The sequence below is a fragment of the Pandoraea anapnoica genome, from assembly GCF_902459765.1.
Taxonomy (GTDB): Bacteria; Pseudomonadota; Gammaproteobacteria; order Burkholderiales; family Burkholderiaceae; genus Pandoraea; species Pandoraea anapnoica.
In genome coordinates this window covers 61,449-87,668 of sequence record NZ_CABPSP010000011.1, presented here as the reverse complement: position 1 = coordinate 87,668, position 26,220 = coordinate 61,449, and the positions used below count along the sequence as shown (strand labels likewise).

Sequence of the window (26,220 nt, the reverse complement as noted above, 5' to 3'; positions counted from 1 at the left end):
GCTCAGCCCAGCACGTTGGCGTAGACGTGTTGCGCGAGTTTCTGCGGATCGGTCGTCTTCTTGAGCACACCGATGCGGCGGAAGTCGTCGGCGAAGTACGCGATTTCGTCGCGCAGGTCCACGCCGGTCGGGTGATGGGAATAGGTGAGCGTGGCGTACAGGCGGCGCAGATCCTCGGGGCTGATCTTCGGCGAGTACTTCGCAAAGATCTTCGCGGCCTCGTTCGGGTTCTCGTTGACGAACTCGGTGGCCTGCACGATGGAGCGCGCCAGCGCACTCGCGGCCGCACGGTCGTTGCGCACCAGATCGCCGCGCGCGCCGATCACGCAGCACACCTTGCGGGCGTACTCGCCGGTGAGGTTCGTCGCCAGTTCGACGTAAGCGCCGTTAGTGCGCTTCTCCAGCAGATAGAGGTTCGGATCGCCGTCGGCAATCGCCTGAATTTCCCCCTTGTCCACGGCCACGCCGAGCAGGTCGGCCGGGTACTGACGCCATGTGATGTCGCGCTCGGCGTCGATGCCGTTCTTCGCCAGCAGAATCTGGAAGAAGTGCTTGCCCGGTGCGGCCAGATCCGACACACCCACCGTCTTGCCCTTGAGGGCGGCGAGCGACGTAATGCCCGCCGCCTTCGAGCCGAGCAGGCGCACGCAGCCGCCGTGCGAGCTGCCGATGATCTTCACGTCGAAGCCCGATTCGAGCGGTTTGAGCCAGCGGTGAATCATGCCCACGGCCGCGTCGGCCTTGCCGGTGGCGATCGATTCGAGCAACTGGTCCGTCGAGCCGCTGTAATTGATCAGGTCGACTTGCAGGCCGTTCTTCTCGAAGAAGCCACGCTCCTGTGCAGCAACGATGGGCGTCAGGCAGAACGAGTTCTGGTTCCACGCGAAGGTGAGCTTCTTCGGCTGCGACCATGCCTGACGGCCGAGCAGCAAGGCGGGCGCCGCGAGCGCGACAGCGGTGCCCGCACGCAGCACCTTGCGGCGACCGGCGTGCACGTCGGTATTGGTGACGGTGCTGCTGATAGCGGTAATGCCGGTGGTCTTGTCGGTGTGGCGGAACTTCATGGGTACGACTCCCCTGTTGATTTCTGATGTTTGTGTGTCTGGCGCTTTAGGCGATCACCTCAGTCGATCACCTCAGTCGGTCACCTCAGTCGAGCAGATCGGGCTCCGCCTCGACGAGACCTTCGTAAAGGCTCTCGAACGAGTACAGCGCGCCTTCCGGGCCACCGACCTGACTGTGCGTGTGACGCGCCGTCGCTTCGTAGATAGGTTGCGGCGTGCCTGCCGCTTCGGCGAGCAATTGCGTGTGCGCCACGTTCTCCAGCGCGATGTACCACCACGCGGCGGCTTCGACGCTCGGACCGGCGGTGAGAATGCCGTGGTTCTTCAGAATCACGCCTTTGACGGTGCCGCTGCCATCAGGCTTGTTCAGTGCATGCGCAATGCGGTCGCCTTCGCTGCCGTCGACCACCATGCCGGTGAAGTCGTCGAACAGCGCGTGGTCTTCGAAGAAGCCGCACGAGTCCTGCGTGAGTGGATCGAGCGGACGGCCCAGCGTCGACCACGCTTTGCCGTAGGTCGAGTGCGTGTGCGCGGCGGCGACCAGATGCGGATGCGCTTCATGGATCGCCGCGTGAATCGCAAACGCCGCCTTGTTCAGGGGACGGTCGCCGACCACGGTCTCGCCTTTGGCGTTCACGAGCAGCAGATCGGAGACCTTGATGCGCGAGAAGTGCACGCCCAGCGGATTGACCCAGAAGTGATCGGGCAACTCCGGATCGCGTGCGGTGATGTGACCGGCCAGCCCGAGATCGAAGCCGTGGCGCGCGAAGATGCGGAACGCGGCGGCGAGTCTCGTCTGACGATGGCGACGCTCGGCGAGGATGTCGTGGCGCACGGGCGGCGCGTCGAACCAGAAGCGCTGCTGCGGTGCGGCGTTGAGTACGAGACCGGTCGGTGTGGTGCGAGTCGGGGCCTGTGGGTGGGGCGTCGTGGACGTGGTACGTCCGAAACTGTGCGTATCGACGGGCAGGACGGCAGCCATTGCGTTTTCTCCTTGGCGTCGTATGAGGTTGTGTGGGGACGCCGCTCAGGCGGCGCGGCGCGTGGCGTCGTTCTGGCGGTCGCGCTCGGCGACCAGCGTGCGCAAACGCGGAATCAGTTCGCGGCCGTAGTCGATGGCGTCGCCCAGCGGATCGAAGCCGCGAATCAGGAACGTGGTCACGCCGAGGTCGTAGTAGTCGAGCAGAGCGTCGGCCACCTGCTCCGGCGTGCCGACCAGGGCCGTCGAGTTCGAGCGTCCGCCGATAAGCTTGGCGATCTCCGTCCACAGCACTTTGTCCAGACGCGCGCCCTTGTCGGCGGCGGCGAGCAGGCGTCGTGCGCCTTCGCTTTGTAGCGCCGAGCCTTGCGGTACACCGGCGGCTTCGCGGATCGCCTTGGCTTGCGCCAGAATCTTGTCGGCACGCGCCCACGCCTTCGCTTCGGTCTCGGCCAGCACCGGGCGGAACGACACGGAGAAGCGCGGCGTACGGCCATGCACGGCTGCAGCGGCGCGTACGCGCGTAGTGATGTCGCGCACTTGATCGAGAGATTCGCCCCACAGTGCGTAGATATCGGCGTGTTTGGCCGCGACTTCCAGCGCGGCGTCGGACGCGCCGCCGAAGAAGATCGGCACATGCGGCTGTTGTACTGGCTTGACCTCGGAGAAGCCCTGTTTGAAGCGGTAGTACTTGCCGTCGTGATCGAACGGCGTGTCTTCTGTCCAGATGCGGCGCAGGATGCTCAGATATTCGTCGGTGCGCGCATAGCGCTCGTCATGGAGCAGGAAGTCACCGTCGCGTTGCTGTTCTTCGTCCGATCCGCCCGAAATGAAGTGAACACCGAGGCGGCCGCCGCTGAACTGATCGAGCGTGGCGATCTGACGTGCGGCCAGCGTCGGCGCAACGAAGCCCGGACGATGCGCGAGCATGAAGTGGATGTTCTCGGTCACCGTTGCCGCATAGGCAATCGTGAGCGTGGCCGACGGACTGGTGGAGTGATGGGGCACGAGAATGCGGTCGAAGCCGGATTGCTCGTGAGCGCGCGCAAAGTTGCGCACGTAGTCGCGGTCGACGGAAGCACCCTGTTTAGGATGAATTTCGGACTGCTTATTGCTCTGAATCATGCCGATGATTTCTACGCTCATGACGACGTTCTCCTTGTGGGGTGGGGGACGCGTGCACGGCGACGTGGGTCGGTTTGCGCTACACGCCCATCGATCGGAACAGACGGTGAATGGGAGTGAGCCTACGCAAACAATCATCGAGCGTTAAATAATCATTTACGCAAAGATTATTCGATATGGATGGTTGGACGCGGCACCGCCGAGCCTTACGCTACGGGCACTGCGTAACGCGGCGCACCGTGCGCCGAACGCGTATTTGCTTATTCCAAAATCATGGCTTCTTCAGGTCTCGCATCTTCCGGGGCGGTGCTGCCGCTGCCGCCTCAGCCACGTGGAGACGGCCCCGCACGTCACGCACAACTCGATGCGCTTCTGCCCTCCATCACCCGCGCGCTGGCCGAGAGCGCGACGGCGCTCGATCGCGATGCACGTTTCCCGTTCGACAACTTTGCACTGCTGCATCGGCACGGGCTGATTGCGGAAGTGGTGCCGCGTGCGGCGGGTGGGGGCGGCGGCGGGCTCGCGACGGCCCGGCGCGTCGTCGGCGCCGTTGCCAAGGGGGAATCGGCCACCGCGCTGGTGCTGACGATGACGTATCTCCAACACCGCTCGCTCGTGCGAGAAAGCACGCGTTGGCCGGAGGCGCAGCGTCGCGCGGTGTTCGAGAGTGCGGTGCGCGACGGTGCGCTGATCAACGCGCTGCGCGTGGAGCCGGATCTGGGCACGCCTGCCCGGGGCGGGCTGCCATCGACGATTGCGCGGCGCACGGAAACGGGCTGGCGTTTGTCTGGCCGCAAGCTCTATTGCACGGGCATTCCCGCGTTGCGCTGGCTCAGCGTGTGGGCACGCACGGACGAAGCGGAGCCGCGCGTCGGGGTGTTTCTGGTGCCGCGTCCGGCAGGTCCGACGGATTCGCCAGACCGCCCGGGCATTCGCGTCGTACAGAACTGGGACCACCTCGGGCTGCGCGCGTCTGCCAGTCATGAGGTCGTTCTGGAGGACATCGATCTGCCGTTCGGCAACGCCGTCGATATTCGTCCACCGAACGAATGGGCACCGGCAGGCATCGGTCAGCGCGACAACGATGCACACATCGAACAACAGGCATGGATGAGCGTGCTGCTGGGCACGCTTTACGATGCGCTCGCGCGTGCTGGCGTCGACTGGCTCGTGACGTTCCTGAACACCCGTGTGCCGGGCAATCTCGGCGCGCCGCTGGCCACAGTGCCGCGCATTCAGGAGACGGTCGGCGAGATAACCGCATTGCTGCACGTCAACCAGCGTCTGCTGGACGCGGCAGCGCAGGCGGCCGATGCGGGAGAACCCGATGACGATATCGCCAGCGGTGCGCTAAAGTTCACGGTGACGGGCAATGCGATCCGAGTCCTCGAACTGGCCTTGCAGCTTTCGGGCAATCATGGACTTTCGCGCAATAACCCGCTTGAGCGCTATCATCGCGACGTGCTGTGCAGCCGCATCCACACACCGCAAAACGACACCATTCTGGGCGCTGCCGGCCGGCAGACGCTCGCTGCTTTCCGGGAATTCGCATGACTGGTACGACAGAAGTGCTGGATGGCATCGCCTTGTCGCGCGACCTGCCAGCTCACGATTACGACGCGCTCGATCCGTTGCGCACCTTCGTCGCCGGGTTCTCGCGACTGTTGGATCGACGTCCCCATGAAACGACGCTGCTCGAAGAGGGCGCGGGCCTGCTCGCTCAACTGGTGGCGCGCGACGACTGGCTGCCCGACGCGTTCGCCACGCCGCATCCCGACCATTACCAGCAGTTCCTGCTTCACTGCGATTCGGCGCAGCGTTTCTCCATCGTGAGCTTCGTCTGGGGCCCGGGGCAGCGCACGCCGATTCACGATCACACCGTATGGGGGCTGATCGGCATGCTGCGTGGCTCGGAAGACTCGCAGCCGTATGTGCTCGACGCGAAGGGCATTCCCATCGTGGCGGGCGAGGCGGTGCGGCTCCTGCCGGGCGACGTGGAAGTGTTGTCGCCGCGTCTGGGCGACATTCACCGCGTGAGTAACGCGTATGTGGATCGCGTGTCGGTGAGCATCCACGTGTACGGCGCGAACATCGGCGCAGTGCATCGCAGTGTCTTCACTGAGACGGGCGAGCGCAAGGGCTTCGTGTCCGGCTACGCCAACGCGCAGTTGCCCAATCCGTGGGGCAAGGCTGCGCCGCCCGCAGACAAGCAATAGACAAGCTTCAACGTTTCGACATCTGACGAATTCAAGGAATGACCGTGTCCGAGCAACCGAACCACACGCCCCCAGATGCGCCGTTGCAGGCTGCAGACTTCCCCGAACTGACCTACGCCGACGTGCGTGCCGCGCTACTCGCGCGTGAGGAAATTGCACTGCTCGACGTGCGTGAAGAAGACCCGTTCGCGCAGACGCACCCGCTGTGGGCCGCGAACCTGCCGCTTTCGCGCATAGAGATCGACGCATGGGCGCGAATTCCGCGTCGCGACACGCGCATCGTCGTCTATGGCGTACATGACGGCGAAGACCTCGCCCTGCGTGCCGCCGCCGTGCTGCGCAAGCTCGGTTACACCGACGTCAATCTGCTGGCGGGCGGTCTGGACGGCTGGATCGCCGCTGGTGGCGAAGTCTTCCGCGACGTGAACGTGCCTAGTAAGGCGTTTGGCGAGTGGGTCGAGGGGCTACGGCACACACCGTCGCTCTCGGCGCAGGAAGTGCAGGCGCTGCTCGATGCGGATGCCGACGTCGTGGTCGTCGACGCCCGTCGCTTCGACGAATATCAGACGATGAACATTCCAGGTTCGACGAGCGTGCCCGGTGCCGAACTGGTGCTGCGCGTTCGCGAGCTTGCGCCGGACCCGGCCACGCGCGTGATCGTCAACTGCGCCGGGCGCACGCGCAGCATCATCGGCACGCAATCGCTCGTGAACGCGGGGCTGCCGAATCCCGTCGCAGCGCTGCGTAACGGCACCATCGGATGGACGCTGGCCGGGCAAACGCTGGAGCGCGGCGCGGACCGTCGTCACCCGGCAACCGTGCGCGAGGCCACGCTGGCCGTCGCCCGCGAAGGGGCGCGCGCGGTGGCGGATCGTGCCGGTGTGCGTCGGGTGGCGCTTGAGGACGTGCCGTCGCTGAATGCGCCGGGACGCACCGTCTACCGTTTCGACGTGCGTACGCCAGAGGAGTATGCGGCAGGGCATCTGCCGGATTTCGCCAACGCGCAGGGCGGTCAGCTGGTGCAGGAGACGGATCATCAGGCGCCGGTGCGCGGCGCATGGATCGTGCTGGCGGACGACGACGGCGTGCGCGCCGATATGACCGGCTCATGGCTCGCACAAATGGGCTGGACGGTATACGTCGTGGAGCCGCACAGCGCCCATGCACGCAGTGCGCAGGGCGGCTGGCCGCTGCACACGCCGAGCGCACCGGAGGTCGCCACCGTCACGCCCGCATTGCTCGCGCGCTGGCTCGACGAAGCGGCGCCGGGGCAGATCGCGGTGCTGGACTTCACGTCAGGCGTCAATTACGTCAAACGGCATATCCCCGGCGCGTGGTTCGTGATTCGTGCGCGTCTGGCCGAAGCGCTGCGCACCATCGGGCCGGTGCAGCGTTATGTCCTGACGTGCGGATCCAGTCTGCTGGCGCGCTTCGCAGCGGCGGACCTGCGGCGTCTTACCGACGCGGAGATTGTGGTGCTCGACGGCGGCACGCAGGCGTGGATCAACGCCGGGTTGCCGCTGGAGTCGGGCGAAACGCACCTGGCCAGCGCGCGCGACGACCGTTATCGCCGTCCGTACGAAGGCACCGATAACGCAGCCGAGGCCATGCAGGCATATCTCGACTGGGAGTTCGGCCTTGTCGACCAGTTGCATCGCGACGGCACGCATCACTTTCAGGTGGTGTAAGCCTTCCGTCAGAAAGGGATGCGCCGAATCTGCCGGGACGCATGCCGTCCCGGCGGTGCGCCCGTGGCATACTCCGGAACTTCCGGCGCTGCCCTGCTTTCGACCCGACCATGCCACTTCCGCGTTTCATCACCCGCCGACTGGAGGCGCTCACCGAACCGAGCACTCGCATTCCGTACGCGTGGGTGTATCACGAGCCCGACGTCTTCATGCAACGCACGTCGGCGTTCACCGTCGCCAAAAAATATCTCCACCGCCGTTTGCGTCTCGCGATGAGCGGACAGCTGCGCCACGAGGTGCGTCACGTCGCGCCGCAAGCGCGCGTGTTGTGGATTTACGGTGGAAAGCATTCGGTGGGCGACGCAGTGATGGATATGTCGGGCCGTGCGCTGCTGCGCGGACGCGAAGGCCCCGTCGATTTGCTCATCAGCCCGGGACTCAAAGCGGTCTTCGAGGGTGACGACATTTTCCGAAATGTCTTCGACGATCCGGTCGCGGTGAATCCGGCCGAGTACGACGTCGTCGTGATGCAGGAATTCAACTACCCGACATTGCGCATCAAGCGCCGCTTTTTCGCGACGCTGCCTTTCGCGAGTCTGTTCCGCTTCTTCCATGGCCCGGACCGCAATCAGACGCAATTCAGTCTGGCGGCCGTCAACGATGTCTTCGGCCTGGAACTGGGGGCGGACGAACTCTTCACCCGGGCAAAGCCGTATCTGCGCGAAGAGACGGATTTGCCGCCGGTCATTGCGAATCAACTCCCGTCGGGACCGTTCGTTGTGCTGGCGATGGGGGGCGTGGAGCCGCGCCGAACCTATGCGCATTGGCGCGCGTGCCTCGATGCCTACGACGCGGCGTATGCGCCCGGTCTACCCACGGGCATCGTGCTGTTGGGTTCGGGCAACGGGGCCGACGCCGCTACGGCACTCATGGAGGCGAAATTCCGGCACCTCGAAATGGTGTCGTTCGTCGGCCAGTTGACGCTGCGCGACGCGAAGCGAGTGATCGCGAATGCGTCGCTGTTCGTCGGCGCCGATGGCGGGCTGATGCACGTGGCCCACACCACGCGAGCGCCGAGCGTGACGCTGTTCGCCGCTGCGGAGCCGCCGTATCTGCGTCTCACACCGCGCTGTCAGTCGACGCCTTTGCAAACGCAAAGCGATGTGAGCGCCGTCGATCCGGTGGCGCTTGCCGAGACCATGATCGCAACGCTGAGCGCCACGCCAACGTTCATCCCAAAACTGCCTGATCGAGCGGCGCAGCCGTCCGAACCGCCGTCTTCCTCCACGCACAGCGTTGCCCGCTGAGTCGCATTTCCCCACCTTTTGCCGTCCCTGAGCGCGCTGCGCGCCGGGACGGCCGCGTCCCAAGCATTGCACGAAAGCGCCATGAAGGCACCTGTCAACGTTGACAGGTGCGGTTTCGGTCGTCTGAATCTAACTTTCAATCAATAAATACGTCGCAACTCCATGATTGCATAGGGTTTTCCCTTGCGGATCCGGGGGCGGCGAGACAGTCCGCGAGGTCGGGAAGCAGGGCTGGGGAGAGAAGGGGCTTTAATCCGGCGGATCGCCTGGTGGGGGCGACCGCCGGTCTTGTCGTATCGATCGGTTTGTCGTGCCATCGTGTAGGAGAACCGTATGAAAACGCTAAAGCCCACGGCGCTCAAGCGCCATCCGATTGCCCATGCCGTTGCGGCTTGCGTGGCGTGTCTGGCGGCTCAGGCGCATGCGACCATCGTTGACGGTGTTGCCCAAACGGTGAGCGCACCGGGCGATCCGGCAGAAACGTGGCAGGTCATCAACGGCGGATCCCTGAGCGTCGAACCGGGGGCGGCGACAAACGCTATCAACGTCGAAACCGGAAGCACGCTGAGCGTGAATGGCGCAACCGTCGGCGCAACCGTGGGGGTCAATTCGGGGATCCAGTTTCTCAATACGTCGGGCACCATCGCGAACTCCACGATTAGCAGTACCAGCGGGAGTGGCGTTGCACTGGGCTCCGCCGGCGGATCGACGATCGCTCCCGTGGTGACGATCACCAACAGTACGGTCTCGGGGGCGCAGTTCGGTGCGACGGTGGGCACGAAAGGCACCTTGACGATCACTGACAGCACCTTGACCAGCAGCGGCACCGGGCAGTTCTACGCTGGGCTTGCCAACTACGACTCCACGCTCGTGGTCACGGGCGGCAGTGTCAGCGGACTCAACGGGATCTGGGTGTCGACCGGGATAAATGGCGCGGCTTCGACGACCACGCTGAGCGGCACGCAAGTGACCGGAAATGGCGGCCCTGGCATTCTGATCCAGCCGCAACCCACCGTTCCCGGCCCCCGGAACGTGACGATCGACATCGAGAACGGCACCACGATCACTGGTAGCGACGGCAACGTCATCAAGGCCGTTGGCGACATGACCTCCAACGTGACGGTCGACAATTCGCAATTGACGGGCAACGTGACCGGCGACGGCACGGCCGTCGTCGATTTGACCCTACAGAACAATGCGTCTCTGACCGGTTCCCTCGTCAATCTCAACTCGCTTGCCGTCAATTCGGGCGGCAAATGGATCTTGACGGCGAATAACACGGTGCCGACCGTGACAATGAACGCTGGCACGATCGATATTTCGGGCACCGCTGCCGGTACGGGCACCTACCACACGCTCACGCTCGGCACACTCTCAGGCAACGGCAATTTCCTGATGGGCACGAACATCGCGACCCATACCGGCGATTTGCTGGCCGTGACCGGCGCTGCGACTGGCAGCTACCAGTTGCACATCACGAACACGGGGGCGGAGCCGTCCCAAATCAGACCCTTGACGGTGGTCACGACGGGCGGCGGCGGGGCGGCATTCTCACTGGTCGGCGGCAAGGTCGACGCCGGGGTGTACAGCTACGACCTGCGTCAGGATGGCAATAACTGGGTGCTCATGACGGATCCGCACGATCCGGGAGATCCCGGCGGGCCCGATCTGACTCCGGGCGCGCAGACGGTCATCGGGATTTCCGGCGTAGCACCGAGCGTCTGGGCGGGCGAGCAATCGATTTTGCGAAGCCGCCTCGGCGATGTCCGTCTTGCCGACCAGAGCAATAGCGGCGTATGGGTTCGCACCTTCGGCAAGCAATTTCACGCCACGCCCGTGTCCGGTGTCGATTACCGGCAAACGCAATACGGCGTCATGGGCGGTGCCGAAGCGGTCGTCGGTAAGGCATGGGGCGGCACGTGGCTGGTCGGCGGACTGCTCGGCACCAGCCACAGCAAACTCTCGTTCGACGGCGGTTCGACCGGGGGCGTGAACAGTTACACGGCGGGGCTTTACGGGACCTGGCTCGGAAGTACCGGCTACTACTTCGAGACGGTGGTTCGCTACAACCACTTCCAGAATGACGCCAACGTTATCATGAGCGACGGCGCAGGCGCACATGGAAGCTTCGGGGAAAACAGCGTCGGCGCAACGTTCGAATTCGGCCGACATATGAAATTCAACGATGACTGGTTCGTCGAGCCCTATGCGCACCTTTCGTTGCTGCGCGTCGGGGGCGACGACTTCACGTTGACCAACGGCATGCAATCCAATACGTCGCACACCGGTTCCGTACAACTGCGTGTGGGTGCCGCGTTCGGCAAGACATTGTCGTTATCAGGCGGCGGGCAGATTCAGCCATACCTGAAACTCGCTCTGGTTCAGGAGTTCATCAAGAGCAATCAGGTCGTCGTCAACGGCATCGGATTCAACAACGATCTCTCCGGAACACGGTTCGAGTTCGGCGCCGGTGTCGTCGGGCAAGTGCGCCGCAACCTCCAGATTTATTCGGAGGTGGAGTCGAGCGTGGGCCGAAACATCAATCAACCCTGGGGGTTTCAAGTGGGGGTGCGTTATACGTTCTAAGTTGTTGAATTTGTCGAAATATCGATGAATTGTTGTGAATATTGGTGTTTTTCATCGCAATTATCGGATTTTGAAGGGGAGGGTCCGTACGCTGCGCGTCGTTTTGATCATTTTCTGAAACGACTACTATGCGTACGATTCGACAGCGGCGCGATGCCGCAACCCCCACGTTTGCCGTATCTGCTGTATCTCCCAGAGCTCATTTCCCGAGCCGTATCGCCCAAGGCGTTGCGATCCTGCTCGCCTGTCTGAGCGTTTCCGCACAGGCCGTGAACCTCGACGACGGTCAAGAACACGTACTGGACGCACCGGGCAATCCCGACCTTACGTGGAACGTGTCCAACGGCACCACGTTGATCGTCAACCCGGGCACCGCGACGAATTGGATCCGGGGTGCCGAGGGCAGCCATTTGAGTCTGGATGGCGTACGCGTGCACGGCACCATTGGTACGAATGCCGGTGTGTCGCTTGAAAATTCGTCGGCGATGATTCGAAACTCCGAAATTTCGAGCGAAAGAGGGGCGGGGCTGTTCGTCGGCGTAGCGGGAGCGGACGTAACTCCTTCCGGCGTGTCGGTGCACAACTCCACGATTACTGGCGCGGGATTTGGCGTACATGTGGGCAGAGCAGGATCGGTTCTCCTTAAAGATACGCACATTCGCGCCACGGACAGCATCACCGGCTGGGCGAGTGCCGGCGTGTATTCTCGCGATTCCGAAGTTCTCATCCATGGCGGATCTGCGACGGGCGATCATGGCGTCTGGCTGGCGAGCGGCATCGTTCGCGACGAATCCCGGGCCGTCCTTAACGGAACACACATCGAAGGCACCAACGGTGCCGCGCTTTTGATCCAGGCCGATCCTGAAATCATCGACGGGCACATGGTGGCACTCACCATCGAGAATGGCACCACCATGACGGGCTCGAACGGCATGCTGATCGAACTCCGGGACGGTGTCGACTCGACGATCGTCATCGACAACTCGCAGTTGACCGGGGACATCGTGAGCGATGGCAGCGCGACGATGGATTTGACGCTGCAAAACCACGCCTCGGTCACCGGCAAGCTGATCAACGTCGACTCGCTGGCCGTGAATTCGAACGGCAAATGGGCGCTGACGGCGGACCAGGAGATGGCGAAGATCACGATGGATGGCGGATTCATCGATATTCACGGCACGGCAGATGCAGGCACGTTCCATACGCTCGACGTTACCGATCTGTCCGGCAACGGCACATTCCAGATGCAAGCCGACTTGAAGCTTGGTGGCGCAGACCTGCTCGATGTGGAGAGCGCAACGGGTGAGCATCAGCTGCACGTCAGGAACACGGGTACGGAAGGTGGCGTCAACACTCAGCTTCTGGTCGAGCAGGCGAGCGGCGACGGCACGTTCTCGCTCGTTGGCGATAAGGTCGACGCCGGTGTGTACGCCTACGTGCTGAAGTCCACTGGCGAGGCTGGCGGCGAGCAGTCGTGGTATCTGGAGAGAACCGAAACGTTGACGCCGGGCACCGATGCGGCAATCAACATCCATAGCGCCTTGCCGACCGCGTGGCTGGGAGAGCACACCGTGCTGCGTCAGCGACTGGGCGAAGTGCGACTGGGTGAGGGCGACGGGGGCGGTGCCTGGGCACGTGTGTTCGGCAGCAAGCACAACGCGCGTCCTGCCGCCGGGCTGGGCTACAGCCAGAATCAATGGGGTGTCATCGGCGGTGGCGATGCTGTCGTGGCACGAACCGATGCCGGGCGCTGGCTGGTCGGGGGCATGTTCGGCACGAGCACGAGCCAATTGAAGTTCAACAACGGTTCGCGCGGTACCATCGAAAGTCACACGTTGGGCGCTTACGCCACCTGGCTTGGCAATAACGGCTATTACTTCGACGGTGTGCTCAAGTACAACCGCTTCGGCTCGGAGCTCGATGTCCGTATGAGCGATGGCGTGCGCAGCAAGGGCGACTTCGCCAATCACGGCATGGGTCTGTCGGCGGAAGTCGGCCGAAAGATCGAATTCGGTAATCGCTGGTTCATCGAGCCGTTCGGTCAGGTTGCCGGCATGTGGGCCAACGGCACCGATTTCACGCTGGACAACGGCATGCATGCCACGACCAGCAGCACGAAGTCGGTCCTCGGCACAGTCGGTATGAACTTCGGCAAGACGTTCGAGACGGCGAAAGGCACGTTCCAGCCCTATGGCAAGGTAGCGGTCACCCATGAGTTTGTGCGCAGCAACTCGGTGCGTGTGAACGGCATCGATTTGCAGCAGGACATCTCGGGTACGCGTCTCGAAGTCGGCGCGGGGCTGGCGGCACAAATGGCGAAGAATCTGCAAGCCTACGCGGAGGGCAGCTACTCGATCGGCAAGCGTCTCGACAAGCCCTGGGGCGCGAACGTCGGCGTGCGTTATCGCTTCTGAGGCGTGTGATGTATGAAAGGGCGGCGCTGAGGCACGGCCCTTTCCATGGTTTCTGAGTGCTCCATCTTGGCCTGACAACCCGCAAGGGCGTCAGGCTTTTTTATGCGTGCACGTCAGTCGTTTCAGGCAGGATTCGCCTTCTCGGGGGCACAGTACACGCGCGGCTGATCGTTGTAGCCGACGCTGGCGCCATCGCCCACACGCATCGCCTGAAAGTAGTCGGTGTAGCCCGCTTGAAAGCCGTGGTACACGAAGCGGTAAACGAGGTCGTCCGGCGTATCGTCGTTGTTCAGTCGGCTCGCGCGCAGCGTGTGGACACGTAGCCAACTGCGTAGTGCGACGTACTCGAATTCGCTGGCACGGTGCACGACGCTCGATGTCTCGCCCTGACGCAAACGCCCGGTAAAGCGGGCGGTGCCGGTGCCGTCTTTGTGATAGCTCGATTCCATGGTGCCGAACACCTGTACGCGTTTGCTGTCGGACGTGCGCGTATCGAATTCGAAATTGGCGAGGCATTGCCATTCGACACGATCGTCGGGCACGAGCCACGCTGCCGCAACCCACGGAATCACCGCCGCGACGACGGCCCCGATCCACAGGGTGCGTTTCGATAGTCGCCGGGATTCGCGCGGCGTGGCGGGGACAGATGGGCTCATGAGCTGGCGTGGTCGATCAGCAGATAGGACAGACATTCGGAGTCGGCACGGCCAATCGGCGCGCGACAGAGAAAGTAACTGAACACGTCGAGACTGCCTGAACCGTTGATGTAGACATAGCGTTCGTGCGCGTCGTCGATGGCAAGCGGCGGTGTGCTCGCCAGCCGTGCGAGACGTTGCTTGACGAAGTCGGTGTCCTGCTTGAAGTCCGGCGCGATAAAGACGCGATTGCCGGGGGTGTCGTCAAGCGGTGCCCATTGCGCCACGTTGGCATTCGTTCGCAGATCGCCGCGCAGTGAGGGCACGACCCAGGCGGCCAATGCTGCGCTGATCGCCGCTACGCCGAACCAGAGACCGGCAGCTGGCCACCATGACCGGCGGGCACGTGTCGCGGTAGGCGTCGATGTTGCCGTCACGTGCTCGGCTGTGTCCGATGCGCCCTCGCTTACCGGCATTTCCAATGTGCCGCTTTCGGCAACAGACAAATTTCTACTGACTTCAGAATTTTGGGTGTTATCCCAATGAAGTGCGACGTTTGACGGACTGCTTTCCGGGACTGAGGCGGGATTCAGTGGCGCGCTATCGAGCGCATCGACGAAGGGCGTGACACGTTTTGCGCTGGTCAGGCGATAGCCGATGCGTGGCAATGTCGCAAGCAAGGCAGGGTCGACGCCGAGTTGTTGCAACGCTTTTCTGATGCGGACGATGGACTGACTGAGGTTGTTATCGGAGACGACGGCGCCGTACTGCTCCCAGCCCTGCGCAAGTAGCGCGCGCTTGGTCACAATCTCGCCGTTGGCCTCCAGCAGGACCTGGAGGCAGCGCCCGGCTGTCGCACCGAGCGGCACGCTGAGCGTCGCGTCTCGTTGCGAGACCAGCGCAAAAGTGTCGGTATCGAAGCCCGCAATGTCACCGATAAGGAACTTGACCATAGCAAATCGCCAAGGCGAGGAACACCTTGGCGTAAGGAATGTTTGGAATGCTTCGCATGCGACATAGGCGTAGCGGGGCCCTTATGAGGCACGCTACGCGCATCGCGTTGTTAAATGTTACTCCTTCTTGAAAGGATCGGGCGTGGGCCGGGCGGCGATCTCGGCCAGCTTGCGTCGGTACGGATCGTCGATTCGGTGCTCGAGTTTGATGGCCTTGAGCAGTCGTGCTTCCCGTTCTTTCTTGAACTCAAGGTAAGCGCGTCGCTGAGCAGACGTGGTTCGCCATGCGCGGACGTAGGTTCTGAGCGCCGCTCGACGTGCCGCGGCCGAATGCTCGACCCCCGCGAGGGCTTCCGCCAGTGTCGGACGGTGACGCGAGGCTGGCGCGTTCATGCCTGCGCGGGCAGGCGGCTGCGGCATGTTGCCCAGTTCGATGATGCTTCTGGCGCCTGCGTCGGCGTCTTTGAAGGCGGTGTCGTCGCCCCCGCGTGTTACCCGATAGGCAACACGCGCCCGCGCCAGATGGTACGCGTTGACCAGCACTTCCTGCGGCCAGGCGAAGGTTAACGGTTTGCCGATGTTGGTGGCGGTGATGACTTGCTCGAAGGGGAATGCTGCGACTTCGTTGGCGCCTTCCGGGCCACCATACTCGGCAAGCGGCAACTCTTCGAGGTCGGGACCGCCGGCGACCCAGCGGTTGCACAACACGTGAATTCGAACGACGTCGTTAAGCTTCTGGTTTTCGTAGACAGGAATCGTGAGTGGGGCGAAGCCGCCGTAGTCCTGGTCGACCATTTTCCAGGTAATGACCGGATCGTTGAACGCCGCCTCAGGCAGCGGATCGGAGCCGCCGGGCAGGTCGCCGGCGTCCATGACCGTGACGACGGTGACGGGGGAGAGGCTGGTGTTGACCTCGGTGCCTGGGGGCAGCGTGCGTTCCACGATGTACTGAACGTCCCTCTGCCCGCTTCCGCCGGCTTTTACGGGCTCCCACTCCAACGGCTTGACGAGGTCGATTTGTGCCGTCACATCAGCCGCCACGACCTCGTATGACCCCGCCGGATCGCCGTTGTAGACGAAATTGATTTCGTCACCGGCACGGAAGGCGTCCTCGTCGGTCACGTTGCCCAACTCGTCTCTGACGAACCAGGGGATCACGATGGCGTGGTTAGTCTCGATGGAGGCGTCGGGAATGAAATCCTCCTGATCGCCAGCTTCCCACGCAGAATGCCTGACCACGGGTTTGCCGAGCGCTTCGTTTTCCGGCGTGTCCGGGTCGGGGTCGACGCCGCCTGCCTGGTTCAGATTCACGCGCACGCTGGTCGGGGTATCCGGACGGCCGACTTCCCGGCTGCCAGCGCCGTAGACGACATAATTCACGTCGATGTCGGCATATCCGCCCGCATCCTTGTTCGCGTCCCATTCCGAGGAAACGATCTCATACGGCACGTCGACCTCGAGCATGATCTCGTCGTCGTTATCTCCATCGAAGACCACGCCCTCCAGCGCTTGCGAACCCCACAGAACGACGATTACGAAGCCGGGCTCGACGCTCGTATGACCGGGAATCTGGACGACGACCGGGGCGCGGGCATCTTCCTCGGTGATCAGTCCGTCCTCCTCTTGTGCCGGCACGATCGGGGGTTCCAGATCGTCGATCCCCCCCGAGACGAACACGTCGACCAGTTTGATGAACGCCTCTTCCGACTCGTTGCCTGCAAGATCGGTGATCGTGTAAGTGAATTCGAGGATGCCGTCGCCTGCTGCTTCGATGATCGCTCGCGGAAATTCCAGCGTGACCGTCTCCTTCCAGTCATGGCCGAATGGGATCCTTAACGGGGCGGTCATGTGATTCGGTCCGCCAACTTGCCGCACGATACCGACGATAACGTCCCCGAAGGCCTGATCACCCCAACCGGGCAGGGTGAGCGGTAGCACGTCACCCAGCGCGGTCAGGATTTCGTCGGTCAACCCGTCGTCTACCTCGGTGGGCACCTCGCCTTCGCCGAGGTTGTACGGGGGCTCGAAGTCGAGCGTGAAGTACGTCGGTTCCGAGGGGTCGGAGAATCCCGGGTCGAACTGCGGTCTCGTCGCGTAGGTGAGGGTGTGTATGCCGTGAGTTAACAGCTCGGGCTCGACGGCGATCGTGAAAATTCCGTCCTCGATATCCTGGTCGGTGATGGATCCCTCAACGGTGTCCGTGGTGCCATCGACGAAGTACCGATAAACGTAACCGGTTGTGTAATTGGGTAGGATTGGGGCCGTGAAATCGATGGGCTGACCCTCCAGGTTTGCCAGGACAGGGTTGAAGGGGAAGTTCTCTTCCGGGATGTCCCCGCGATCGGCCAGCACGTCTGGATCGATTTCCGGTGCGGGAGGCCCGACCTTTGGCGATGGGCTTTCCTCTGTTGACGCTCGTTTCGCTCGGACGTTCAGGCTTGCCGCCTTGTTGTCCGTGCGTAAGAGGGCTTTGCGCTTGACTGTCATGACACACCTCCATGTGAAGTGGGGTTGGGTTTGCCAAGTGTCGCGCTGGAAATCTCGCGGGGTAACTGTCAACGTTGACAGTTGTTGGGCATGAACTTCGGTAGTGAGATAGGCGCGTCGGCACACGTTGCGAGCAGGTGAGGCGCACCGCGTGCTTTCTTCCCGTCCCGATACGCGTGCCGGCTTACGCACGCGTTCCCCCGGAGGTCGATCATGAACGTAAGAGATGCTTCACCCGCTTCCGTATCGCGAAAGGCAAGCCCCCCGCAAGACGCCATCGGCCCAGCAGTCCTCCAGTTGCCGCGCGTGCCGGACGCGGAGACCTGGGGCGGTATCGGCGACCGGAGTCTGCAAAACATCGACCAGCCGATTGTGGTGCTGGTGCCGTGGAGCTATCTGTTTGTTCGAAACGACATCCTGAGGCTGTATTGGGGCGATCCCGATACGCCTGTCGCCGCCATCTTCATCACGAATCCCAACGACGCTTCTTACGTGTTGAACGTACCTGTGCAGCACGTTCTCGAGCGCCCGGACGGACTCGTGGATGTCTGGTTCGACCATGTTTCGAACATCAGCGGCGATGTGGGAACGTCTCCGGTCGCCAAGATTCTCGTCAAGCGGGCAAAGCCCGGGGGGAACGATCCGGATCAATCGACGCCGTCGATCAACGAAAATCTCGAACTGGCGCAGCCGCCAGCCGGTCCGATTGAGCCGCCGATTTCCCCTGAGGGAGTGCCCGTCACGATTCCCGCCTGGCTGAACATGGCCGAGGGAGATCGTCTGACGTTGTACTGGGGATCGCAGACGCTACCGGTCTACACAGTCGCGCCGGAGGAAGTCGGGACGGACATTGTCGTGAGGGTGGACGAGCGGACCATCATAGACGCCGGAGACAGCGAAAAACTGGCGATCACTTACAGCATCTACGACGTCGTAAAGAACTATTCGCTGCGCGCGCCACCGGCGTTCATCGCGGTGGAAGTCGGTGATTCGATCTATGCCGCACCGACGTTGATGGATGCACCGGGCGACGTGCTCGACTTCGATGCGCTGAAGGGCGAAGACGCCACGGCAATCGTCTACTTCAATGGAGACTTGACGGCCGGCGACATCATCGACCTGACGTTCGACGGCCTTTCCTATGAAGGCGTGCCCGTCAGCTTCACGGACAACAAACCGTGGGTCCCCGCCTTGCTGGCGTTCGCGCTGCCTAACGCGCGCCTCGCACCCGTGGTGCCCGGCGAAGGTTCGATCTTCTATCGTGTGACCGACAGCGGCGGCGCTAGTAAAGGGCGTTCGCGTCGGGCGTACTACACCATCACCGGCACCGCACTGCAATTGGCCGCGCCAGTGGTGCGCGAGGCGACGGGCGACGGGCTGGATCCGTCGCTGGTAGAGAACGGCGCGCATGTGGATATCGCGCCGTGGAGAAACATGGCCCAGGGCGACATCGTCATGATGTACTGGCGAGGCACCGCCGTGGACGGCACCCCCGTCAACGATCAGGACTTCAAGATCGTCGAGGATGCGGATGTCGGTAACCCTGTGTCGTTCAACATCATGTTCAGCGCGATTGCGCCGATCGCCGGGGGAAGCGTGGAGGTGTATTACGTCATCACGTCCGGGGGCGGCACGCGCGAATCGGCGCATCTGACGTTGTCGGTGCTCGATACGCTGGAACTTCCCGAGCCTGTTGTCGAGGGGGAGGTCAACGGCGAACTCGACCCTGCACTGGTCCCGAACGGGCCGAAGATCACGATCCCGCAATGGCCGGGCATGGCGGTGGGCGACTCGGTTCAGTGGTATTGGATCGGGACGTCGCAAAACGGGCAGGCCACCGGTGTCATCGATATCACCTTGCCCGCACATATCGGTGATGTGACCGATACCGTGCCGCGTGGTGTTGTCGAGATCAACGCTATTGGGGGCGACAGTGTCAATGTGCTCTATGTCGTCAGGCGCAACGGCGGCGAGACGACATCGATGGTCAATGTGATCCGTGTGCTCCCGCTGGACGACGTGCTGCTCCCGGCCCCCGTCGTTGAGGAGGCGGTCGGCGATACGCTCAATCCTGACGACATCGATGCGACCGCCACGGTGACCGTCGCACCGTACGAGGGGATGGCGGCTAACGACGTGGTCTGGGTCTATTTCGGCGAGGGAACCGGTGGCGGCGAGATGATCGATAACTTTCTCGTCAGCGACAACAATGTGGGCGACCCCATTCAGATGTTCGTGCCGAAAGCGAAAGTGGAGTTCTTCGACACGGCGACGGTGACCATCTACTACAAGGTCCTCAGGAACGGTACGGAGAGAAGCTCTTATCAGTTGATTCTGAATGTCGCCTCGTCAGCGCGCTGGCCTGCCCCTACCGTTCCTGAGTCGACGGGGGGCAACCTGCCGGAAGACGCATACGCCAAGGGTGTTCGTACAGTGGTGCCGCAACACCCCGAAATGCGGGCGGGCGACGAAATTCATATCTATTGGGAGGGCAACGGCAAGGAATACTGGGACCGGGTCGAGGTCAGCATCCCGATGGATTTTCCGTTTCGTGTGGACGCGGCCACCGTGGATCGGTGGGCGGGAGAAACCGTGCAGATTCGCTACACGGTGACCCGGCCGGCAGGCGTCATTCATTCCGAAGTGCTTACGCTGAACGTGGCCTATGAGCCGACGCAACTGGCATTGCCGGAAATGGACCAGGTCATCGGCGATAAGCTCAACCTCGCCGATCTCACCTACGGGGCCGATGTCCGGGTACTGCCCTATGAGGGCATGCGGGTGGGCGATACGGTCCACATCGACTGGGCAGGCGGAAAGCAAAACGGCGGACTGACCATCGACGTCCCGATCACACAGAACGCCGTCGGGCAGCCCATCGAAGAGTTCTTCGAGCTCGACGAAATCGAGCCCTACGAAGGGCAGACCATTGAAGTCGCCTATCGCATTGTGGGGGTGCTGGGCCCTCGGCAATCCGATCCCATCGAGTTCACGATTGTCAGTGAAGCGGCGACGATGGAACCGCCGCAAATTCCGGACGTCGTCAACGGTGAACTGGATCCGCGCCAGGTGATGGATGGGGCGAAGGTCATCGTGCCGCGGGCCGGCATGCAGCAGGGCGACATGATCTTCTTGACATGGGATTGTACGAACGACGAAGGCGATCACACCGATTCAACGCCTGTTGGCGGCGGCGCTATCGAGTTCACGGTGCCGTATGAGGCGATCGAGAAGGGCATCAACGGTACGGTCACTGTCTCCTATGAAGTGCGGCGCGGTGGCGCTACCATCGGCACGGGCAGTGCCACGCCGTTCGTGATCGTCATGACGGAATTGCCCGCCGTGGTCATCGTCGAGGCGAACGGCAGCAATCTGGACCCGGACCAAGTGCCCGGCGCGGGGGCGACGGCGGAGATCGCTGCGACGGCCGTGTTTGCGCTCGACGACGTTGTGACGCTGTACTGGGAGGGTGTCACCGACTATCAGACCTCACACCGCATTGGGGCTGCCGATGTCGGCAAGAGTCTGCGGATGATGATTCCGAAGGTCGAGATCGAGCGCAGCGACGGCACGGTGGCGTCGGTGTATTACAAGATCGTGCGCAAGGTCGGTGGGGCCACGGAAACATCCCCCCGGGCTACGTACAGCGTTGGGCGGGAACTGGCAAAGGGCGATTTGCTGGTGCTCGGCGCTCGCAACGGTAGCGCGGCCTACCGCGCGTCGAGTTCGCCGCGATACTTGCGCGCCGTGGATGCAGTGTCGCGTCTGGACATTGTCGTGGCATGGCGCTACGAGGGCGACCTGACCGCTTTCACGGGAGCGTCGTTCCTGGACACCGACCCGTGGCGCTTGCTGCACGTGCGCACGGAAGACGCGTCCACTTCGATTCTTCCGGTGCATTTCGCGGGGACGGGCACAGAAAGCGCTTCGACCACGGGGGCGGCGGCGTTCGGTGCGTTGCTCAAAGACTCGAACCCTTACGCATGGGGCCACAAAAGCTGGGGCGCCAACATCGAAAACAACTACATCGGCATGAATGGGTTCGTCGAGATCAGCACGACACCGTCTTCGATGGCCGCTCGCCAGAGCGGGGGCACCGTCTTCGTGTGGGGGCAAGCAGGGACCGGCGGTGAGGTGACGCCACTGCCGACTAACGTGCGGCGTGTCATTGGTAACGCCGGTGCGTTCGCCGGGATTCTGAACACCGGGTCGCTCACGGCATGGGGGAGCGCCAATCACGGCGGCACACTGAGCAATGCGGCACGTCTGGTGCGCGACGCACACACGCTTTCCTCCACCGGCAACGCCTTTTGTGTGAGACGCGTGGGTGGCGAGCTGGTGACATGGGGGCCGTCCAGCCATGGGGGAGAACTGCCACCGGGGCTCGAGAACGAGAAGTTCAAGAGCGTGATGGGCAACTTCATGGCGTTCTGCGCGTTGCGGGAGAACGGCAGACTCGCGGCATGGCATAACAAGGACTACGGAGGCGAGTTGTCCGAGGAGGCGGCAGCGGCAAACAACGTCGCTTCGCTCGCCAGTGCGACGGCGCGCGCGTTCGCGGTGCTGACAACGGATCGGAAGGTCATCGCGTGGGGCCCCCAATCCCATGGCGGTGTGGTCACTGACGCCGTCAGGCTCACCACCGACTTCGTTGAAATCGTGGCGACGTGGGGCGCTTTCTGCGGTCGCCGCGCAAACGGCCGGCTACTTCATTGGGGCGACCCGTTGCGTGGCAACGACTTCCCGCCCGCATACGCGAACCTGGATTTCATTCAGGTCGTGGGTACGGCGCGAGCGTTTGCCGGACTGCTGCGCGATGGCAGTGTTCTCTCGTGGGGCGACGCGAACTTCGGCGGCAATTCGTCGGTGGTGGCACCGCGGCTCGTCAACGTGCGCGCCGTGTATGCCAACAGCGAAGCCTTCGCAGCGATTCGCGACGACGGCGAAGTCGTGACCTGGGGGATTCCGAACGGCGGCGGCACGCCGACCAACGAGCAACAGATCCTGCTCAATCAGTACATGAGCTACGAAGCGCAAGGCAGCGCGGTGTCCGAGGGGTCCGCGCAGGGCAAGGCGCTTGCGATCTACCGTCGCAATCACGAAACGCTGATCGTGAGTTAGGGGAGACGCCATCATGGACACGAAAAGCAAATCCGTCGGCGTGAGCGCCCCCGCATCCGACGAGGACGACGGCACGCTAGATCCACCGCAAATTGAGGGCGTGACGGATGGGAAGCTCGATCCGGCCCTGGTGCCCAACGGCCCGAAGATCACGATGCCTGAGTGGCCGGGCATGGCGGAGGGAGATCGCCTCGAATGGTTCTGGTTAGGGACGTCCGCGGGCGGACAGGATTCGGGCGACAGCCTGGTCGAGAGCGTGGGAGATGTGGTCGTGACCGTCTCGCGCACCGTACTTGAGATCAATGCAAATGGAGGTGACACCGTGACCGCAGTCTATGCAGTGACGCCGCAAGGCGGTGAGCGCGAAACATCCGGTTCGACGCTCGTCGAGGTGCTGCCGTTGAACGACGACGGCAATTTGCCGGCCCCGGTTGTCCTGGAAGCGAAGGAAGGTGTGCTCAATCCGGACGATCTCACGGGTGAAGCAACGGTGGAGGTGGCCCCCTATGAGGGCATGGCGTCCGGTGACCATATCTGGGCGTACTTCGGTGAGGGCACGGCGGGGGAGTACGTCGACGATTACTTTGTCACCGACAACAACGTCGGCAGGTCAGCCGAGTTCTATGTCCCCAAGGCAAATGTGGTCGCGTTGGACGGGGGGAATGTAACGGTGTACTACAAGGTCATCAGAAAATCCGGCGAGACGGTTCTTTCAAACAACCTGGTGCTGAGCGTCGGTGAGCCGGTCGGGGAGCCGCTTTGGCCTGCACCGTATGTGCAGGAGGCCGACGGCGATTATCTGCCTGAGGAGGCGTACCAGCAAAGGGTGCGTACCGTGGTGCCGCAGCACGCGGACATGCAGGCGGGCGACGAAATCTACATGTACTGGGGGCCGAAGGAGGACCCCCGACATTACTGGGACCGCGTCGTGGTGGGCGTACCGATGGACTTCGCGTTCCGGATGACAAAGGACGACGTCGAGCCCTGGAAGGGCGAGATCGTGCCCGTGTATTACACGATTACGCGTGGCGCCACCGTGATCCACTCGGAAGTGTTGAAGCTCGGCGTCGCCGTCGAGCCCCAAAAACTTGCGCTACCGGAGATGCCACAACGCGACGGGAACGGTGAACTGAACCTGAACGATATTGGCAACCGCGCGGACGTGATCGTGCCCGCCTACGAAGGCATGCGTAGCGGCGACGTCGTGTTTATCGACTGGGGGGCGGGGGCCGGTCATGGCGGATTGACGCTCACGAATCATGTCAGCGACCACACCGTCGGTGACCCGATCGAGGACTATTTTATTGCCGAAGATCTCGTGCCTTTCATCGGCATGGAGATGCCGCTGACCTATCGGGTCAGGGGCGCACTGATCGAGGATCGTTCGGACGCGCTGATGGTCAAGGTCGTGCGCGAAGCGGTAGCGCTGGAGCCGCCTCGGGTGCCTGCCGTTGTCGACGGTAAGCTCGATCCGCGACTAGTCACCGGCGGTCTCGCCGTCATCGTGCCCCGCTCGCCAGAAATGGCGCAGGGCAACATGATTCGCCTGAAATGGCAGTCGACGCATGGCGGTACGGATTACACGCCTGAGATGCCCGTCGGTGGTAACGGCGACATCAACTTCAACGTGCCCTACGAAATCATCGAAGAGGGCGTCGACAGCACGGTCACGGTGTCTTACGACCTGCTTGTCGGCGGTCAGGTGGTTGCATCTGGCGGCACCACCTCTTTCGTGATCGAGCAGTCGGCGTTGCCCGCCGTGGTCGTGCTGGAGGCCGACGATGGCAACCTCGATCCGGACGATGTGACGGCGGCCGGTGCGACCGTGTATATCGACGACACCGCCGCGTTCGCGTTGGACGACACAGTGACGGTGACATGGAAAGGCCCCCCCAACTACACCTCGGATCCCTACACGGTCAAGGTGAGCGATGTCGGGAGGGCGCTCGAACTACGCATTCCGAAGGCCACGGTCGAGCAAAGCAACGGCGCCGTTGTTGAGATTACGTACGCGGTCGTTCGTAAGGCTTCGGGGCTAACGGAGGAATCGCCGCCAGCCACTTACACCGTTGGCCGGGAACTGGCGAGCGGTGACCTGATCGTGCTCGGGGCGCGCAATGGCGACTTCGACAAGCGTGTTTCGGGGGCGTCGAAGTACCTGCGCGCGGTGAGTGCGGCCACGCGAGAGGATATCGTCGCCGAGTGGCGATATAGCGGCGATACGTCGTCGGTATCGGGTTCCACTTTCCTCGACAGCGAGCCTTGGCGGCTGCTGCATGTCCGAACGGAAACCGCCTCCACCTCGATCCTTCCGCTTCATCTGGTGGGCACGGGCGTGGACACCGTCACCGGCAACGGTTTGGCGGCGTATGGCGCACTGTTCGATACCGCAGGTCCATATGCGTGGGGGATGGAAACTCATGGGGGGAAAATCGACACATCGCTCATGGGGCTGGACGGGGTTCAATTGAGTGCGACGTATTTTGCCGTCGCCCTGCGTTTGGTCGACGGGCGCGCCGTGATGTGGGGCGACCCTGCAAATGGTGGGCCGATCACACCGTATCCGAGCAATGTGGCGCGGATTTGCGGCAACGCTGGAGCGTTCGCCTATGTGCGCAACGACGGCACGCTTGGCGCTTGGGGGAACACCATCTATGCAGGCGTGGTGGATGGCGACGCGCTTACCGTGACCGATGCAGACAAGGTCATTCCGAACACAAGCGCATTCTGCTGCCTGCGCAAGAACGGAAAGATTGTCGCCTGGGGGACTGAGGCCAATGGCGGGGTGTTACCCGATCTCAACAAGGACGAAACCGTCTTGAGCGTGCGCGGCAGCACGGCGGCGTTTTGTGCGCTACGCCCGAATAACACGCTGTTTGCGTGGGGGAACGAAGCCAATGGCGGCGAACTCAGCGACGACGTTGCCGCTGCGCGCGACATCGTCGAACTTGCGGCTGCGACGAATGGCGCGTTTGCCGTTATCACTTCCGAGCGAAAGGTCATGGCATGGGGTTCGGAGACGTTCGGTGGCGTCGTTCCCCAGGCGGTCGAGCTGCTTGACGATATCGTCGAGGTGGTCGCGAACGCTAAGGTCTTTTGCGCGCGCCGGGAGGACGGCCGGGTGGTCACGTGGGGCGGGACGGGGCCAACCGATGACCATGGCTATCCGCTACCCGAGGATCTGGCGTTGGAGAGGTTCGTGCAGATTACGGCCTCTGGCGGTGCTTTCGCGGGGCTCAAACGAGACGGCACCGTGCTCACGTGGGGGGACCCTGCGCGTGGCGGAGACTCCGCGGCGGTGCAGCCGAAGCTGGTCAACATCCGCGCCGTCTATTCCAACAGTCAGGGGTTTGCTGCGATTCCGGCAACCGGTGGCGTCGTGAGTTGGGGTGTTGCCGATGGCGGCGGCACACCGACATCGGCCCAACAACAACTCCTGGATCGGTACATTCGCTACGAAGTCGACGGCAAGGCGGTCTCCATTACCTCGCCGCAAGGGCGCGCGCTCGCCGCCTATCGTAAGCGTCAGGCTGCATTGGAGAAGGCGTAGCCGGTGCTGCGGATCATGCCAGTGACTATCGATGGTGCAGCGTGCGCGATGCGCACGCTGCATACGGTCGGGTGCATTCAAGGGGAAAGATGATG

14 protein-coding genes are annotated in these 26,220 nt (G+C 62.8%); 8 read left to right on the top strand and 6 right to left on the bottom strand.

The window, feature by feature from the left end; all coding sequences use genetic code 11:
* Positions 1-2 precede the first annotated feature (2 nt).
* The 3 genes from PAN31117_RS17875 to PAN31117_RS17865 form a co-directional block, all read right to left on the bottom strand.
* Positions 3-1,064, bottom strand: coding sequence for an ABC transporter substrate-binding protein (locus PAN31117_RS17875; RefSeq protein ID WP_150739393.1), 1,062 nt, complete (start codon positions 1,062-1,064; stop codon positions 3-5).
* Positions 1,065-1,149: 85 nt separating this feature from the next.
* Complete coding sequence (locus PAN31117_RS17870) at positions 1,150-2,046, bottom strand: class II aldolase/adducin family protein (RefSeq protein WP_150739392.1); 897 nt, start codon at positions 2,044-2,046, stop codon at positions 1,150-1,152.
* A gap of 45 nt (positions 2,047-2,091) precedes the next feature.
* Positions 2,092-3,189 carry an LLM class flavin-dependent oxidoreductase gene (locus PAN31117_RS17865; protein ID WP_150739391.1) on the bottom strand — a complete coding sequence of 366 codons (1,098 nt, stop codon included), beginning with the start codon at positions 3,187-3,189 and terminating at the stop codon, positions 2,092-2,094.
* Positions 3,190-3,441: 252 nt separating this feature from the next.
* Here PAN31117_RS17865 and PAN31117_RS17860 point away from each other — a divergent pair, with 252 nt between their 5' ends.
* The 6 genes from PAN31117_RS17860 (at position 3,442) to PAN31117_RS17835 (ending at position 13,379) form a co-directional block, all read left to right on the top strand.
* The gene (locus PAN31117_RS17860) at positions 3,442-4,722 is read left to right on the top strand and encodes an acyl-CoA dehydrogenase family protein (RefSeq protein WP_150739390.1); all 1,281 of its coding nucleotides are present in this window, start codon (positions 3,442-3,444) and stop codon (positions 4,720-4,722) included.
* A complete protein-coding gene (locus tag PAN31117_RS17855; protein ID WP_150739389.1) occupies positions 4,719-5,384 on the top strand; it encodes a cysteine dioxygenase family protein in 666 nt (221 codons plus the stop codon). Before PAN31117_RS17860 ends, PAN31117_RS17855 begins: the two co-directional genes overlap by 4 nt.
* 38 nt (positions 5,385-5,422) lie before the next feature.
* Complete coding sequence (locus tag PAN31117_RS17850) at positions 5,423-7,072, top strand: rhodanese-related sulfurtransferase (RefSeq protein WP_150739388.1); 1,650 nt, start codon at positions 5,423-5,425, stop codon at positions 7,070-7,072.
* A 110-nt stretch (positions 7,073-7,182) separates the two neighbouring features.
* Positions 7,183-8,379, top strand: a complete 1,197-nt coding sequence (locus PAN31117_RS17845; protein WP_174991015.1) for a glycosyltransferase family 9 protein — start codon at positions 7,183-7,185, stop codon at positions 8,377-8,379.
* Between the two features lie 333 nt (positions 8,380-8,712).
* A complete protein-coding gene (locus PAN31117_RS17840; RefSeq protein ID WP_150739386.1) occupies positions 8,713-10,965 on the top strand; it encodes an autotransporter outer membrane beta-barrel domain-containing protein in 2,253 nt (750 codons plus the stop codon).
* A 128-nt stretch (positions 10,966-11,093) separates the two neighbouring features.
* Positions 11,094-13,379 (top strand): autotransporter outer membrane beta-barrel domain-containing protein, encoded by a 2,286-nt coding sequence (locus tag PAN31117_RS17835; protein ID WP_150739385.1) that lies wholly within the window; start codon positions 11,094-11,096, stop codon positions 13,377-13,379.
* A gap of 122 nt (positions 13,380-13,501) precedes the next feature.
* Here PAN31117_RS17835 and PAN31117_RS17830 read toward each other — a convergent pair whose 3' ends face one another.
* The 3 genes from PAN31117_RS17830 to PAN31117_RS17820 all read right to left on the bottom strand — a co-directional run bounded on the left by PAN31117_RS17830 (position 13,502) and on the right by PAN31117_RS17820 (position 17,454).
* The gene (locus tag PAN31117_RS17830; protein ID WP_150739384.1) at positions 13,502-14,035 is read right to left on the bottom strand and encodes a hypothetical protein; all 534 of its coding nucleotides are present in this window, start codon (positions 14,033-14,035) and stop codon (positions 13,502-13,504) included.
* The gene (locus tag PAN31117_RS17825; RefSeq protein ID WP_150739383.1) at positions 14,032-14,967 is read right to left on the bottom strand and encodes a transcriptional regulator; all 936 of its coding nucleotides are present in this window, start codon (positions 14,965-14,967) and stop codon (positions 14,032-14,034) included. The genes PAN31117_RS17830 and PAN31117_RS17825 overlap by 4 nt, the downstream gene beginning before the upstream one ends.
* Before the next feature lie 117 nt (positions 14,968-15,084).
* Positions 15,085-17,454, bottom strand: coding sequence for a hypothetical protein (locus PAN31117_RS17820; protein ID WP_150739382.1), 2,370 nt, complete (start codon positions 17,452-17,454; stop codon positions 15,085-15,087).
* Positions 17,455-17,667: 213 nt separating this feature from the next.
* On the opposite strand from PAN31117_RS17820, the gene PAN31117_RS17815 reads away from it, so the two are divergent.
* Both PAN31117_RS17815 and PAN31117_RS17810 read left to right on the top strand, forming a co-directional pair.
* Complete coding sequence (locus tag PAN31117_RS17815) at positions 17,668-22,575, top strand: RCC1 domain-containing protein (protein WP_150739381.1); 4,908 nt, start codon at positions 17,668-17,670, stop codon at positions 22,573-22,575.
* A 13-nt stretch (positions 22,576-22,588) separates the two neighbouring features.
* On the top strand, positions 22,589-26,125 hold the full coding sequence (locus PAN31117_RS17810; RefSeq protein ID WP_150739380.1) for an RCC1 domain-containing protein: 3,537 nt from the start codon (positions 22,589-22,591) through the stop codon (positions 26,123-26,125).
* Positions 26,126-26,220: the final 95 nt, after the last annotated feature.

Bases quoted from the DNA above. Each gene is read 5' to 3' on its own strand.
- PAN31117_RS17855 (WP_150739389.1), top strand. From the start codon at position 4,719: ATGACTGGTACGACAGAAGTGCTGGATGGCATCGCCTTGTCGCGCGAC.
- PAN31117_RS17845 (WP_174991015.1), top strand. From the start codon at position 7,183: ATGCCACTTCCGCGTTTCATCACCCGCCGACTGGAGGCGCTCACCGAA.
- PAN31117_RS17835 (WP_150739385.1), top strand. From the start codon at position 11,094: ATGCGTACGATTCGACAGCGGCGCGATGCCGCAACCCCCACGTTTGCC.
- PAN31117_RS17810 (WP_150739380.1), top strand. From the start codon at position 22,589: ATGGACACGAAAAGCAAATCCGTCGGCGTGAGCGCCCCCGCATCCGAC.
- PAN31117_RS17865 (WP_150739391.1), bottom strand. From the start codon at position 3,189: ATGAGCGTAGAAATCATCGGCATGATTCAGAGCAATAAGCAGTCCGAA.
- PAN31117_RS17825 (WP_150739383.1), bottom strand. From the start codon at position 14,967: ATGGTCAAGTTCCTTATCGGTGACATTGCGGGCTTCGATACCGACACT.
- PAN31117_RS17875 (WP_150739393.1), bottom strand. From the start codon at position 1,064: ATGAAGTTCCGCCACACCGACAAGACCACCGGCATTACCGCTATCAGC.
- PAN31117_RS17870 (WP_150739392.1), bottom strand. From the start codon at position 2,046: ATGGCTGCCGTCCTGCCCGTCGATACGCACAGTTTCGGACGTACCACG.
- PAN31117_RS17860 (WP_150739390.1), top strand. From the start codon at position 3,442: ATGGCTTCTTCAGGTCTCGCATCTTCCGGGGCGGTGCTGCCGCTGCCG.
- PAN31117_RS17840 (WP_150739386.1), top strand. From the start codon at position 8,713: ATGAAAACGCTAAAGCCCACGGCGCTCAAGCGCCATCCGATTGCCCAT.
- PAN31117_RS17820 (WP_150739382.1), bottom strand. From the start codon at position 17,454: ATGACAGTCAAGCGCAAAGCCCTCTTACGCACGGACAACAAGGCGGCA.
- PAN31117_RS17830 (WP_150739384.1), bottom strand. From the start codon at position 14,035: ATGAGCCCATCTGTCCCCGCCACGCCGCGCGAATCCCGGCGACTATCG.
- PAN31117_RS17850 (WP_150739388.1), top strand. From the start codon at position 5,423: ATGACCGTGTCCGAGCAACCGAACCACACGCCCCCAGATGCGCCGTTG.
- PAN31117_RS17815 (WP_150739381.1), top strand. From the start codon at position 17,668: ATGAACGTAAGAGATGCTTCACCCGCTTCCGTATCGCGAAAGGCAAGC.